Origin of the sequence: Janthinobacterium sp. CG_23.4, assembly GCF_029892305.1 — a bacterium.
GTDB classification, from domain to species: domain Bacteria; phylum Pseudomonadota; class Gammaproteobacteria; order Burkholderiales; family Burkholderiaceae_D; genus Janthinobacterium; species Janthinobacterium lividum_D.
The window spans coordinates 2,544,126-2,557,909 of record NZ_JARXUX010000001.1 but is presented as its reverse complement, the minus strand read 5'-3'; the positions used below and the strand labels follow the sequence as shown (position 1 = coordinate 2,557,909).

At 62.0% G+C, this 13,784-nt stretch carries 14 protein-coding genes; 7 read left to right on the top strand and 7 right to left on the bottom strand.

Annotated elements, in window-relative coordinates:
• Positions 1-50 precede the first annotated feature (50 nt).
• Genes kbl through H4V96_RS11545 form a run of 3 tightly spaced genes read left to right on the top strand, consistent with a single transcriptional unit; the run spans position 51 to position 3,727 of the window.
• On the top strand, positions 51-1,280 hold the full coding sequence (kbl, locus tag H4V96_RS11555) for a glycine C-acetyltransferase (RefSeq protein WP_010398487.1): 1,230 nt from the start codon (positions 51-53) through the stop codon (positions 1,278-1,280).
• Positions 1,281-1,300: 20 nt separating this feature from the next.
• Complete coding sequence (locus tag H4V96_RS11550; RefSeq protein ID WP_196855158.1) at positions 1,301-2,266, top strand: NAD-dependent epimerase/dehydratase family protein; 966 nt, start codon at positions 1,301-1,303, stop codon at positions 2,264-2,266.
• 48 nt (positions 2,267-2,314) lie between these two features.
• The gene (locus H4V96_RS11545; RefSeq protein ID WP_196855159.1) at positions 2,315-3,727 is read left to right on the top strand and encodes an L-serine ammonia-lyase; all 1,413 of its coding nucleotides are present in this window, start codon (positions 2,315-2,317) and stop codon (positions 3,725-3,727) included.
• Positions 3,728-3,849: 122 nt separating this feature from the next.
• Here the strand turns inward: H4V96_RS11545 and H4V96_RS11540 are convergent, their stop codons facing one another.
• Positions 3,850-4,590, bottom strand: a complete 741-nt coding sequence (locus H4V96_RS11540) for an AAA family ATPase (RefSeq protein WP_196855160.1) — start codon at positions 4,588-4,590, stop codon at positions 3,850-3,852.
• Positions 4,591-4,887: 297 nt separating this feature from the next.
• On the opposite strand from H4V96_RS11540, the gene thrC reads away from it, so the two are divergent.
• The 3 genes from thrC to moaD are packed head-to-tail and all read left to right on the top strand — an operon-like array spanning position 4,888 to position 7,893.
• Positions 4,888-6,384: a threonine synthase gene (gene thrC / locus H4V96_RS11535; RefSeq protein WP_196855161.1), complete on the top strand. Its 1,497-nt coding sequence runs from the start codon at positions 4,888-4,890 to the stop codon at positions 6,382-6,384.
• Between the two features lie 14 nt (positions 6,385-6,398).
• Positions 6,399-7,625, top strand: coding sequence for a gephyrin-like molybdotransferase Glp (gene glp / locus H4V96_RS11530; protein WP_196855229.1), 1,227 nt, complete (start codon positions 6,399-6,401; stop codon positions 7,623-7,625).
• Positions 7,626-7,635: 10 nt separating this feature from the next.
• Positions 7,636-7,893: a molybdopterin converting factor subunit 1 gene (moaD, locus tag H4V96_RS11525; RefSeq protein WP_070347283.1), complete on the top strand. Its 258-nt coding sequence runs from the start codon at positions 7,636-7,638 to the stop codon at positions 7,891-7,893.
• A gap of 50 nt (positions 7,894-7,943) precedes the next feature.
• Here the strand turns inward: moaD and H4V96_RS11520 are convergent, their stop codons facing one another.
• Positions 7,944-8,183: a hypothetical protein gene (locus tag H4V96_RS11520; RefSeq protein ID WP_010398471.1), complete on the bottom strand. Its 240-nt coding sequence runs from the start codon at positions 8,181-8,183 to the stop codon at positions 7,944-7,946.
• A gap of 163 nt (positions 8,184-8,346) precedes the next feature.
• On the opposite strand from H4V96_RS11520, the gene H4V96_RS11515 reads away from it, so the two are divergent.
• The gene (locus H4V96_RS11515) at positions 8,347-9,588 is read left to right on the top strand and encodes a TIGR03862 family flavoprotein (protein ID WP_196855162.1); all 1,242 of its coding nucleotides are present in this window, start codon (positions 8,347-8,349) and stop codon (positions 9,586-9,588) included.
• Positions 9,589-9,604: 16 nt separating this feature from the next.
• Here the strand turns inward: H4V96_RS11515 and H4V96_RS11510 are convergent, their stop codons facing one another.
• The 5 genes from H4V96_RS11510 to hpnD all read right to left on the bottom strand — a co-directional run bounded on the left by H4V96_RS11510 (position 9,605) and on the right by hpnD (position 13,757).
• Positions 9,605-10,411 carry a head GIN domain-containing protein gene (locus tag H4V96_RS11510; RefSeq protein ID WP_010398467.1) on the bottom strand — a complete coding sequence of 269 codons (807 nt, stop codon included), beginning with the start codon at positions 10,409-10,411 and terminating at the stop codon, positions 9,605-9,607.
• 10 nt (positions 10,412-10,421) lie between these two features.
• The gene (locus H4V96_RS11505; RefSeq protein ID WP_196855163.1) at positions 10,422-11,213 is read right to left on the bottom strand and encodes a DUF1700 domain-containing protein; all 792 of its coding nucleotides are present in this window, start codon (positions 11,211-11,213) and stop codon (positions 10,422-10,424) included.
• Between the two features lie 42 nt (positions 11,214-11,255).
• Positions 11,256-11,411: a hypothetical protein gene (locus tag H4V96_RS11500; RefSeq protein WP_157998741.1), complete on the bottom strand. Its 156-nt coding sequence runs from the start codon at positions 11,409-11,411 to the stop codon at positions 11,256-11,258.
• A gap of 128 nt (positions 11,412-11,539) precedes the next feature.
• Positions 11,540-12,931, bottom strand: a complete 1,392-nt coding sequence (hpnE, locus tag H4V96_RS11495; protein WP_196855164.1) for a hydroxysqualene dehydroxylase HpnE — start codon at positions 12,929-12,931, stop codon at positions 11,540-11,542.
• Positions 12,924-13,757: a presqualene diphosphate synthase HpnD gene (gene hpnD, locus H4V96_RS11490; protein WP_196855165.1), complete on the bottom strand. Its 834-nt coding sequence runs from the start codon at positions 13,755-13,757 to the stop codon at positions 12,924-12,926. The genes hpnE and hpnD overlap by 8 nt, the downstream gene beginning before the upstream one ends.
• Positions 13,758-13,784 lie beyond the last annotated feature (27 nt).

The following is a 13,784-nucleotide window of genomic DNA, read 5'->3' as shown; positions in this document are numbered from 1 at the left end:
CTGAGGTCACCCGGATACCACCGATACAACAGGGACACACAAGGATCATCATGAGCGAGCAAGCGAAGAACACCTTTTTCAGCGGTCTGCAACAGAATCTCGATCAATTGCGCCAGCAGGGCTTGTACAAGCCCGAGCGCGTGATCGCCTCGCGCCAGGGCGCCGAAGTGGTATGCGACGATGGCCGTACCCTGATTAATATGTGTGCCAACAACTATCTGGGCCTGTCCGGCGATCTGCAGACGCAGCAAGCCTCTATTGCCGCCACGCAAAAATACGGCTACGGCCTGTCGTCCGTGCGCTTCATCTGCGGCACGCAAACCGTGCACAAAGAACTGGAACAGGCGATTTCCGCATTTCTGGGCACCGAGGACACGATTTTGTACGCGGCCGCATTCGACGCCAACGGCGGCGTGTTCGAGCCCCTGTTCGATGAAAACGACGCCATCATCTCGGACGCGCTGAACCACGCTTCCATCATCGACGGCATCCGCCTGTGCAAGGCTGGCCGCTACCGCTATGCACACAACGACATGGCCGATCTGGAAGTGCAATTGCAAGCGGCGCTTGCCGCCGGCAAGCGCCATAAGGTCATCGTCACGGATGGCGTGTTCTCGATGGATGGCACGATTGCGCAACTCGACAAGATCTGCGACTTGGCTGACAAGTATGGCGCGCTGGTGATGATCGACGAATGCCACGCTTCCGGCTTCATGGGCGCGACGGGCCGCGGCACGCACGAACACCACAATGTGATGGGCCGCATCGACATCATCACGGGCACGCTGGGCAAGGCCCTGGGCGGCGCCATGGGCGGTTTTACTGCGGCGCGCAAGGAAGTCATCGACACCCTGCGCCAGAAATCGCGCCCTTATCTGTTCTCGAACACCCTGGCGCCATCGATCGCCGGCGCCTCGCTGTCGGTATTGGAGCGTCTGGCCAAATCGACCGAACTGCGCGACCGCCTGCATGAAAACACGGCTTTCTTCCGCAGCGAAATCGAGCGCATCGGCTTTACCATCAAGCCGGGCACCCATCCGGTCGTGCCGGTGATGCTGTTCGATGCCCCCGTGGCGCAAAAATTCGCCGCCCGCCTGTATGAACTGGGCGTGCTGGTGACCGGTTTCTTTTACCCGGTCGTGCCGATGGGCCAGGCCCGCGTGCGCGTGCAGCTGTCCGCTGCGCACACGCGCGAACAGCTAGTGCAAGTGCTGGCCGCCTTCGAGCAGGCCGGCCAGGAACTGGGCCTGCTCACTACGACCACTACCACTACTAATTAATAAGAATTCAGGGACATAGCATGGAACGCATCTTAGTCATCGGCGCAAACGGCCAAATCGGTAGTGAGTTGGTGGGCGCGCTGGCGCTGCAGCACGGCGCGGACAACGTCATCGCCGGCGATATCGGCACAAACAATCTGTACCAGGCCAAGCGCTACGCGCAATTGAACGTACTGGATAAGGACGGCTTGGCGAAAATCATCGCCGACGAGCACATCACCCAGGTCTACCAGCTGGCGGCCATGCTGTCGGCCACGGGCGAGGCGGCGCCATTGAAGGCCTGGAGCCTGAACATGGATGGCTTGCTCAATATCTTGGAACTGGCGCGCGAACGCGGTGTCGCGGGCAAACCCTTGCGCATCTTCTGGCCATCGTCGATCGCCGCTTTCGGTCCGAACACGCCGCAGGCGAACACCGCGCAAATGACGGTGATGGACCCGACTTCGATGTACGGCATCAGCAAGCTGGCCGGCGAACGCCTGTGCGAGTATTACTTCAACAAGTATGGTGTGGACGTGCGCAGCATCCGCTACCCGGGCATCATCAGTTATAAATCGCCTCCGGGCGGCGGTACCACCGATTACGCCATCGCCATTTTCCATGCAGCCTTGCGCGGTGAGCGCTATGAATGTTTCCTCGATGCGAACACCACCTTGCCGATGATTTACATGCCAGACGCCATCCGCGCCACCATTGAACTGATGGATGCGCCGGCGGCATCGATCAAGATCCGTTCGTCCTACAATGTGGCGGGCGTGTCGTTCAACCCCGAGCAGCTGGCAAAAGCCATCGTGCGTACGGTGCCGGACTTCAAGATCAGCTATAAGCCCGACAGCCGCCAGGCCATCGCCGACAGCTGGCCGCAAAGTCTCGACGACAGCAAGGCCAGCGCCGACTGGGGTTGGAAAGCGCAGATCGGCGTCGAGCAGATGGTCACCGATATGTTGGCCAATGTCGACGCAGGGCAGCACGCCAAAGCTGCCTGAAGATTGCACAATAATTAATAAAAAAATACCAATATAAAGAGACACTACATGGATATGAGCGTATTTGACTTGTTCAAGATCGGCATCGGGCCGTCGAGTTCCCACACTGTGGGGCCGATGGCGGCGGCGCGGCGTTTTCTGGTCGAATACGGTTCGCTGGACCAGGTAGTGGGCGTCGAGGCAGCCTTGTATGGGTCGCTGGCGCTGACGGGCGTGGGTCATGCCACAGACAAGGCCGTCATTCTGGGCTTGATGGGCGAAACGCCGCAAGACGTGGCGCCCGATGCCGTCGACAGCAAGCTGGCCGCCATCGATGCGGCCGGTGAGGTCGCGCTGCTGGGTACGCACGTGGTGCCGTTTACGGCAGCGGCGAACTTGATCTGGCATAAGGGTGTCTCTTTGCCCGAACACCCGAACGGCATGCGCTTTACCCTGATACTGGCCGATGGCAGCCGCGTCGACAAGGTGTTTTACTCGATTGGCGGCGGTTTTATCCGTGCAGAGGGCGAAGGGCATGCTGCGGGCCAGGCGCAAGGCGAAGCGGAATCGGCCGCCAAAGCGCCGGTCGTATTTCCCTTCGATACCATGGAGCAGCTGCTCGCGCATGGCGTGGAAAGTGGTCTGTCGATCCCGGAAATGCTGCGCGCCAACGAGTGCGTCAAGCGCAGCGAGACGGAACTCAATGAAGGCCTGGACCGCATCTGGCACGTCATGCGCGACTGTATCGCGCACGGCCTGGAAGCGACGGGCAATTTGCCGGGCGGCTTGAACGTCAAGCGCCGCGCCGCCAAATTATGGCGTCTGGCGCAGGAGACGAAAGCGTCGGACAACCGCGCCAACGACTTGCCGCACGATGCCGTGCATCTGGTCAGCCTGTACGCGATGGCCGTCAACGAAGAAAACGCGGCCGGTGGGCGCGTCGTGACGGCACCGACCAACGGCGCCGCCGGCATCATCCCGGCCGTGCTGCGCTATTACGCGCATGATTGCCGACCCAGCGACCCTGTGGGCGGCGTGCGCCGTTTCATGCTGACGGCAGCGGCCATTGGCATGCTGTGCAAACGTAATGCCTCGATCTCGGGCGCCGAAGTAGGCTGCCAGGGCGAAGTGGGCGTGGCGTGCGCCATGGCGGCGGCCGGCCTGGTGGCCGCGCTGGGCGGCACGAATGAACAGATCGAGAACGCGGCTGAAATCGGCATCGAGCACCATCTGGGCATGACTTGCGACCCGATCGGCGGCCTGGTGCAGATCCCCTGCATCGAGCGCAATGGCATGGGTGCCGTGAAGGCCATCACGGCCGCCTCGCTGGCGCTGAAGGGTGACGGCACGCACTTCGTCAGCCTTGATGAAGTCATCGAAACCATGCGCCAGACGGGCGCGGACATGCAAGACAAGTACAAGGAAACGTCCTTGGGTGGCCTTGCCGTGCACGTCATCACGGTGAATCACGCCGCTTGTTGATGTGCTGATGGTGGTGTCGGATTACGCGCGCAGCGCTAATCCGACCTACGATACGCCACGGTCGGCGTAGGTCGGCTTAGCCCGCAGGGCGTAAGCCGACATCACCACCTCAGCCACCAACTTCACTCCTCCTCAAACAGCTGCTCCAGCCTTCTCGGGTAGTGATTCAAAAAATCGCGCGTCACGGCGTAGTGTTCCGTGTCTTCGTACGCCACTTCGTGGATGCCGCCGCCGCTAAACATCAGGATTTTCGCGTTCGGGTAGGCCAGCAGGATGGGTGAGTGGGTGGCGATGATCAGCTGCGAGTCATCCTGCACCAGCTGGTGGATCACCGACAGGGCTGCCATCTGGCGGCTGGGCGACAGGGCTGCCTCGGGCTCGTCGAGCAGATACAGGCCTTTGCCCCTCAGCTTGTTGATCAAGGTCGCCATGAACGCTTCGCCGTGCGATTGCGCATGCAGCGACTTGCCGCCGTAGCTGCCCAGGTATTCGGGCATGTCATCCATATAGGTGGCGACATTGAAAAAACTCTCGGCGCGCAAAAAATAACTGTCGTCCGGCTGCTTGTAGCTTTTGCTCAGGCGCAGATGCGCATGCAAGAGCGATTCCTGGTCCGATGGCACGGCGATGCGCACATTGCGCGTGCCGCCATCCTTGCCCAAGCCCAACCCCACGGCCAGCGCTTCGAGCATGGTTGACTTGCCGCTGCCATTTTCACCGACAAAAAACGTCACGTCGCGATGAAAATCCATGCGCACGAAGTCGCGGATAGCGGGGATGGTGAACGGATAGTTGTCCAGGTCGACGACGGCGTCAGGGCGCAGCGTGGCACTTTGCAGATACGGTTTTTTACTCAGCGACATGGCCGGTTCCATGAATGGCCGCACTGCGGCCGACAAGGACGAGTGTGGCGCAAATCGCGCGCGCACACCAGCATGGGCGCGCATCCTTTATGCAGCGCGTTGATCTGGTCAAACAAATTTCAAAAGTGCAATGCTTTTAAACGATGTCAGCCTTGCCAGGCGCTGCTGTTTGGCAACAAGCGCGCCGCTCAGCACGGCTGCTTGCGCATGCGATTCGCCTTGGGTAGCCTGTGGCACTATAATATCCGCTGCAATTCATGATCAACCGCACTCAGCTCAACTGGACTCTTCAAATTTATGCACTACGTGTCTACCCGCGCTGATAAAGCGCCATTGCAGTCGCAACAGTCATCTTTGCAGCAATTTTCCGACATCCTTCTGGGCGGACTGGCCCCCGATGGCGGACTGTATCTCCCAGAACATTACCCGCAAGTCACTGGTGCCGAGCTCAATGCCTGGCGCACATTGTCGTATGCCGACCTGGCATTCGAAATCCTGAAGAAATTCGCCACCGATATCCCGGCTGCGGATTTGAAGGCATTGACGGCGAAAACCTATACCAAGGCCGTCTACAAAAACGTCCGCGCCGGTGAAAACGCGGCCGACATCACGCCGCTGCGCTTGCTCGAAGAAAATAGCGTCAAGGGCGTACAGACCACGCTGATGCTGCAGGCGCTGTCGAACGGCCCGACCCTGGCCTTCAAGGATATGGCCATGCAGTTGCTGGGCAATCTGTTCGAATACACGCTGGCCAAGCATGACGCCGAACTCAATATTTTCGGCGCCACGTCGGGCGACACGGGCAGCGCGGCCCAATACGCGATGCGCGGCAAGAAGGGCATCCGCGTCTTGATGCTGTCGCCGCACAAGAAAATGAGCGCCTTCCAGACGGCGCAGATGTTCAGCCTGCAAGACCCGAACATCTACAACATCGCCGTCGAAGGCGTGTTCGACGACTGCCAGGATATGGTCAAGGCCGTCTCGAACGACTTGCCGTTCAAGGCGAAACAAAAGATCGGCACCGTCAACTCCATCAACTGGGCGCGCGTCGTGGCGCAGGTCGTGTACTACTTCCGCGGCTACCTGTCGGCTACCACCAGCAACGAACAGAAAGTGTCGTTTACGGTGCCGTCGGGTAACTTCGGCAATATCTGCGCCGGCCATATCGCCCGCATGATGGGTTTGCCCATCTCGAAACTGGTGGCGGCGACGAATGAAAACGACGTGCTCGACGAATTTTTCCGCACCGGCGTGTACCGCGTGCGCAAGTCGGCCGAGACTTACCACACCAGCAGCCCGTCGATGGATATTTCGAAGGCCTCGAACTTCGAGCGCTTCATATACGACCTGGTTGGCCGCGACGGCGAGCGTGTACGTGCGCTGTTTGCGAAAGTGGACAGCCACGGCGGTTTTGATTTGTCCGGCAAGCCTGGCAGCGATGGCGACGAGTTCAAGCTGGTCGCCAAGTATGGCTTCAAGTCGGGCAAGTCCACGCACCAGGACCGCCTCGACACCATCCGCGACGTGGCCGACGACTACGGCATCATCATCGATACGCACACGGCCGACGGCATCAAGGTGGCGCGCGAGCACCTGGAGCCGAATGTGCCGATGATCGTGCTGGAAACGGCGCTGGCGGCCAAGTTCAACGAAACCATCCTCGATGCATTGGGCGTGGACGCCGAACGGCCAGCGGGCTTCGAAAACATCGAAGACTTGCCGCAAAAGTTCATCGTGATGGATACCGATGTCGAGAAAATGAAGGCGTATATCAGCGCCGCCACGGGCTTGTAATGAGCGCCACTGCAATGACAGACACCAGCACTGTACGAAAACCCCTGTTGTCGGTGGCCGAGGCGCAAGCGTTCATGCTGTGCGCGGCGCGCCCGGTAACGGAGGTGGAGCACATCGACACCATGCGCGCCAACGGCCGCGTGCTGGCGCTTGCCCAGACCTCGACCTTGAACGTGCCCGAGCGCGATAATACGCAGATGGACGGCTATTGCGTGCGCGCGAGCGATTGCGCCAGCGGCGCTGCCAGCTTGCCCGTGTCGCAGCGCATCGCGGCCGGCCACGTGGGCCAGCCCTTGCAGCCGGGAACGGCGGCGCGCATTTTTACGGGCGCCTTGCTGCCGGACGGCGCCGATTGCGTGGTGATGCAGGAACAGTGCACGGCGGCCGACGGCGTGGTGACGGTAAACCACGTGCCGCAGGCGGGTGAGTGGGTGCGCCGCCAGGGCGAGGATATCCGCGCCGGCGGCGAGATCCTTGCTGCTGGCCGGCGTCTGCGCAGCCAGGAAATGGGCCTGGCCGCTTCGGTCGGCCTGGCGCAGTTGCCGGTGTTGCGCAAGCTGCGCGTCGCCGTCTTTTTCACGGGCGATGAACTGGCCATGCCGGGCCAGCCTTTGGCGCCCGGCGCCGTCTACAACTCGAACCGTTTTACCTTGCGCGCCCTGCTGGAAAACCTCGGTTGCGAGATCACCGACCTGGGTATCGTGCCAGACAGCCTGCAAGCGACAAAAGCCGTGCTGCGCCAGGCGGCCCAGGGCAATGATTTGATCATCACCTCGGGCGGCGTGTCGGTGGGCGAGGAAGACCATATCAAGCCGGCCGTGGAAGCGGAAGGGCGGCTGAACATGTGGCAGATCGCCGTCAAGCCGGGCAAGCCGCTGGCGTTTGGCGAAGTTAATCAGGCGTTCTTCGTCGGCTTGCCCGGCAATCCCGTGTCGAGCTTTGTCACGTTCTTGCTGTTCGTGCGTCCCTTCATCCTGCGCCTGCAGGGCGTGGCCGGCAATCTGGCGCCGCGCAGCTACAAGCTGCCGGCCAGTTTTGAACGCCTGAAGGCGGACAAGCGCAACGAATTTTTACGCGCCAAGATCAATCAGCACGACGAACTGGAGCTATTTGCCAACCAGGGTTCGGGCGTGCTGACGTCCACTGTGTGGGGCGATGGCTTGATCGATTGCCCGCCGGGGCTGTCGATTGCGCGCGGCGACATGCTGCGCTTTATCCCGTTCAACGAATTGCTGTACTAAGGAAGCCTTGATGAAGATCAATCTGCGTTTTTTCGCCAGCGTGCGCGAGCTGGTGGGCACGACACAGGAAGTACTCGAAGTGAGCGCAGCTTTGCGCACGGTCGGTGACGTGCGCTCCTTGCTGATCGCCCGCGGCGGCAACTGGGAGTCTGCGCTGGCGCAGGGCCGCGCGCTGCGCATGGCGCTCAACCAGGTGATGTGCGATGCCGATGCCGTGATAGCCGAAGGCGATGAGGTGGCGTTCTTCCCACCCGTGACGGGCGGCTGATCGCGCTTGCCAAATGCGACGGCCACTTCATCGAAGTGGCCGTTTTTTCATCAGGACTTGGTTTTCGGCTTGCTGAGCGTACTGTCGCTGCAAGTGGCGCAGGCGATGGCTTTCCTGTAGCGCCAGTACTTCGAGCCGATAAAGATGGCCGACGCCACCAGCGACCAGGCCAGGGTGCTGAGAATATCTGCGCCGCTGGTGGCGCCCTTGCTGTACTCGACGAGCATCAGGATGATGAATAAAATCGAGCTGGCCAGCAAATAACGGGAAATCCAGAATCCTGCACCCATGTGTTTCTCCTCTTGTCGTCTCGTTGTCTCGTTGTCGCGTCAAGTCTCGCCGCTTTTGACTGCAGCATCCGAGCGCAGTATGCAGCATTTTTCGGCATTATTGCTATCCCCGTGCCTTATCTCGACTAAAATGCCGGGGTTTTCAGCGTTTTCCCGGCTTGCCATGACCCATTCCATTTCCGCTCCGTTTCATATCGCCGTCATCGGCGGCGGCCCCGCCGGCCTGATGGCCGCCCAGGCGGCCGCCGACCAGGGGGCTAAGGTGGAATTGTTCGACGCCATGGCGTCCGTCGGCCGAAAATTCCTGCTCGCTGGACGCGGCGGCATGAATATTACGCACGCAGAAGGCTACCCAACCTTTGTCTCGCGCTATGCCAGGCAAGCGAGTCGCTTGCAAGCGGCGTTGGACCAGTTCGGCCCGCAGAATGTGCGCGACTGGGCGCACGGCCTGGGCGTGGACACCTTTGTGGGCTCCTCGAACCGCGTCTTCCCCACCGATATGAAGGCCGCGCCCTTGCTGCGCGCCTGGCTGCACCGCTTGCGCGAAGCGGGCGTGCAATTTCACATGCGCCACCGCTGGACCGGCTGGCAAGATGGCCAACTGGTTTTCGCCACGCCGGATGGCGCATGTCTGCGCTCGTTCGACGCCGTGATCCTGGCGCTGGGCGGCGGCAGCTGGGCGCGCCTGGGCTCCGATGGCGCCTGGGTGCCGCTATTGCAAGGGCAGGGCGTGGCCGTGGCAGCGCTGGCGCCGGCCAATTGCGGCTTCGACGTCGACTGGAGCGCACATTTCAGCAGCCGTTACGCGGGCGAGCACCTGGCCACGGTGGCCATCACGGCGCAGGACATCGATGGCTTGACGGTGAAGCGCCAGGGACAGTTCGTCATCACGGCCGGCGGCGTCGAAGGCAGCCTGATCTATGCGCTCTCGGCGGCCTTGCGCGAGCAAATTGCCGCTCAGGGCAGCAGCACCATCTGGCTCGACCTGACCCCCGATTTCAGCAGCGAACGGGTGTTCGAGGAAGTGACGCGGCCGCGTGGCGCGCGTTCCATGTCCAGCCATCTGCAAAGCCGGCTGGGTATCAAAGGCGTGAAATCGGGCTTGCTGCGCGAGTGCCTGAGTGCGGCCGACTTTGCCGACGAGGCCAAGCTGGCGCGCGCCATCAAGCTGCTGCCCGTTACCTTGCAGCGCCCGCGCCCCATCGACGAAGCCATCAGCAGCGCCGGCGGCGTGGTCTTCGACGGCATCGACGGCAGCATGCTGCGCGCCATGCCGGGCGTGTTCGTGGCCGGCGAAATGCTGGACTGGGAAGCGCCCACGGGCGGCTATTTGCTGACGGCCTGCCTGGCGCAAGGCAAGGCGGCCGGCGAGCAAGCGGTAGCGTGGCTGGAATCGACGCGTTAAAGCATCGCCGTCATTATTAGTGCCAGATGATGTCGCCTGAACCATTTTTTTGCGCATCGCGCTGGCGTGGGTTGCCGTGGACGTGAATATCGCCGCTGCCACGCAGGCTGAGGTTGGTGGCGTCGCGCACGAAGATGGTGCTCTGGCCCGAGCCTTGCAGGCTGACGCTGGCCTTGTCGGCCGACAGGTGCTCGGCATCGATATCGCCTGAGCCGCTCAGGTCGGCACGCAAGAATTTTGTGTTGCCGCTGGCAGCGATGCGCCCGGAGCCGACCATTTCCAGCACCACGCTGTCGCTGTTGCCGGCGTTGATGTCGAGGTCGCCGCTGCCGTTGACGGTCGCTTGTACCTGTTTGTAGCGTCCCGTAAAGCTGACGTCGCCCGATCCCGTCAATTCCAGAATGAAACTGTCGCCGGAAAATCCCGTGATCTTGCTGTCGCCATTGCCGTGCACTTCCACGCGCACCAGCGATGGCAGCACCAGTTCCACCTGCAGCGGCTGGCGATGGTGGAACAGCATGCCTTTCGGCCCGATATGCAGGGTCGTGCCGTCGGCGCTGGTCGCGACGTTCGACAACAAACGCTGCTCGCCGTTCACCTTCATCGATGGCGTGGCGCCGCGGCGCAGCACCAGGTCGATGGGGCCGGCCAGGTCGATGCTGTTGATGCCGGCGGAAATCGGGCGCGTTTCGCTGCGCACGGCGCGCCCGGCAGCGCTGCTGGGATTGCTGATGCCCTTGGCGCGCAGCGCGGCATAGGACAGGGCGATCAAGACCATTGCCAGCACGAGCATGGACAGGCCAACGTTGAACAAGCGTTTCATGGCAGCCTTTCTAGTGACCTTTGAGCAGGGAGACATTCATGGCGATGTAGCGCTTGATGCCGATCAAGGTATAGCGCGTCACCACCAGACTGAGCAAAAAGATGGCGATGCCGCCGAGCAGCATGCCTATGCCGAAGACCGTTTGCGTGGTGCGTGCATCGCGCTCCATGTCGGTGGAGATGCGGATGCCGCCACCGGCCAGCGCTTCGGCCCGCTCCATCATGCGCGATGAAGCGCCCGGCGCCTCGGTTTCTGCCGCTTCACGCTGCGACGGGCCGGGCAGGTGATCGACTTCGATGCCCGTGTCGCCGATGGTGATGCGTGTTTCGCGCCGCTCGCCGCCTTCGCCACCGTCATCGTCATGGATGAAGACGTGGCGCAGCGGGCCATCGAGTACCAGTTCGTTGGCGCCGGACAGGCCGCTGGCCGTGATGGCAATGCCGGCCAGATAAAAGCTCAGGCCGACGCCATACAGCGTGGTCAGCAGCGCCGCGTAGACGGCGGCCGGCACGACCATGAAGAGGTTGAAGATGGCTAGGCCCAGCAGCGAGACGAGCAGGCGCAGCAGGTTGACGGGGCTTTTCTTGTGCGCGAAAGCCTGGCGCCGGGTGCTGCTGCGCAAGGTCAGGGCAATTTTCTTCGGGTCGCCCAGGTCCTCGGCGACCTCGTGCTCGCTGCGGCCAGCCGCCGCTCCTTCGATGAAGGTCTGTTCGTAATAGTCCAGCGTCTTGGCCACCAGGTCCGGTGGCAAGCCCGCCAGCGCGCGCCGCAGCGCCTCCAGATAGTCTTGTTTGTTCATCATAGTGCTCCTGTTCCTGTTCCTGTCCCTGTGCCGGCGCGCCGCTTAGCCCAGCGTCGGCAGCAGCATGCTGGCCTGGCTTAGCAGTAATGGCGCTGGCGGCGCTGGCGGTACGTGAATGACGATCAGGGTAGCGAGCGCGACGCCTGCCAGCAACGCCAAGGCTTTCAAACTATTTTTTAAGTGCAAGGTAGTGTGCATGGTATTGTCCGTCGCATGGCCGTTGTCAATGCTCAGACTGTACTCAAGCGCACTCAGGCGCACCAGCGCGGTGCGACAGAATGCAATATCGCGGGGGCGAGTGGTAACAGGACAAGATGCAGCGTCGTCTACTGTGCCAGTTTGCCCGTGGTAAGGGCCTTGGCCGCTGCCACGCCACTGCGCACGGCAGCCTCGATAGTGGCCGGATAATCGTGCTTCCGGTCAGCATTGGCCGTATAGTCGCCAGCGAGCAGCAGGCCCGGCATGCCGCTGGCGTTGCCGGGGCGGACCAGGTCGGGCGTGCAGGCAAAGGTGGCGCGCTTTTCCGTGATCAGCTGGGTCCAGACGGGCTGCGCCAGTTCCGCACGCTGCAGCACCTGCGCCAGTTGTGCCGCGATGGCTTGCGCCAGCGCCGCGTGGCCTTGCTCGGCGGCTGGGCCGGACGCGCTGATGACGACGGCCAGCAAGCCCGCCTGGCGCGCGTCGAGCTGGCCCCGATCAAACACGAACTGGCCCCAGTGCTGCTGTTGCGGCGCATCGACGAGGGCGTAAAACGGCAAGTCCAGACGCACCGAGGCGTCGTATTGCAGGTAGCAGGTGCTGATGGCTTCTGCCGTGAACGCTTGCATGCGGTTAATCGCCTCGTCGAGGCGCGCATCGTGCACGCCGTGCAGCAGGCTCGCTGCCTGCACGGACGAGGTGGCCACGATTACGCCGTCAAAGCTTGCGCTGTCATCGAGCTGCCAGCGGCCATCGGGCAAGGCTTGCAAGGCGCTCACCTTGGCGCCCGTGCGCACTTCACCGCCATGCTGGGCCAGGTAACGCGCGGCTGCTTCGGGAAACAGGGCGCTCAGGTTCGTTTTCGGGATCAGCATGTCGGAAGCGCGTCGGCGCGATGCGCCCAGGCTGTCGCGCAGCACATTGAGGAAGACGCGCGCCGAAGCGCGTTCGGGCGGGGTATTGAGCGCCGCCAGGCACAGTGGGTGCCACATCAGGCGGTTCAATTGCTCGGTCTGATCGAAGCGCAGCAGCAACTCGCTGACCGTGCAATCGTGGTACAACTGCCAGCCCATGGTGCGCATGGCGGTGGAAAAACGCATCAGGGCCAGCTTGTCGGCGAACGACAAACCCTGGGCGCGCAGCAGGGCCCACGCCAGGTGCAGCGGCGCGGGCAGGCGCGGCGCAATGAAATCCATGCCGCCAGAATCTGCCGGATAGCGCATCTGCAGGGGCAGGGTGAGGATGAGCTCGGCCGGATCTTGCCCCGCGAGCTTGATCAGGCGCAAGGTTTCTGTGTAGGCACCGAGCAAGATGTGCTGGCCGTTGTCGAGGACCGTGTTTTCCCGCTCGACGCGGCGCGCGCGCCCACCCAGGGTGCGCGCCGCCTCGAAGACGGTGACGCCATGGCCGGCGCGCGCCAGTTCCATGGCCGCCGCGCAACCAGCCCAGCCGGCGCCGATGACGCCATAGCGTTGCTTTACGCTAGTGTTAGCTACGAACTTAGCCACGAACTTAGCCACGCACCCAGGTCTTCCATGCCAGCCACAGCTTGCGGATCGGCGTGAGCGAGATGCGCTGTTTCAAGACGTGATAGCCGTCGCGCTCGACTTCGTTGAGCAAGGTGCGATAGATGGCGGCCATGATCAGACCCGGGCGCTGGGCGCGGCGGTCTTCAAGCGGCAGCAGCGCGTACGCTTCCTCATACGCTTGTTGCGCGCGCGCCACCTGGAAACGCATGAGGTTTTCAAAGTTTTCGCTGTGGCGCGCATTCAGCAGGTCGGCCGCCGTCACATTAAATTGCTGCAATTCGCTGATCGGCAGGTAGATGCGCCCCTTGCGCGCATCTTCGCCCACGTCGCGGATGATGTTGGTCAACTGGAAGGCATGCCCCAGTTTTTCTGCGTACAGCAGGGTTTCCGGGCGTGTCGCGCCAAAGATGCTGGCCGACAAGATACCTACCACGCTGGCCACATGCCAGCAATAGCGGCTCATGGCCTGGTAATCGAGGTAGCGCGTCTGGTTCAAGTCCATTTCCATGCCGTCGATGATGGCTTGCAGATGCTTTTCTTCCAGCTTATATATATCCAGGTGCGGCTGCAGCGCGCGCATTACGGGATGCGTCGGCTTGCCCTCGTACATAGCCTTCACTTCCTTGCGCCACCAAACCAGTTTAGTGCGCGCCACGGCTTCGTCCGTGCAGTCATCGACCGTATCATCGACTTCGCGGCAGAAGGCGTACAGGGCCGTAATGGCCTTGCGCCGCTCGGCGGGCAGGAACAGGAAGCTGTAATAGAAGCTGGAGCCGCTCTGGGCGGTCTTTTGTTGGCAGTATTCGTCGGGAGACATAGTCAAAAGAGCAAGGGTTGCACATCG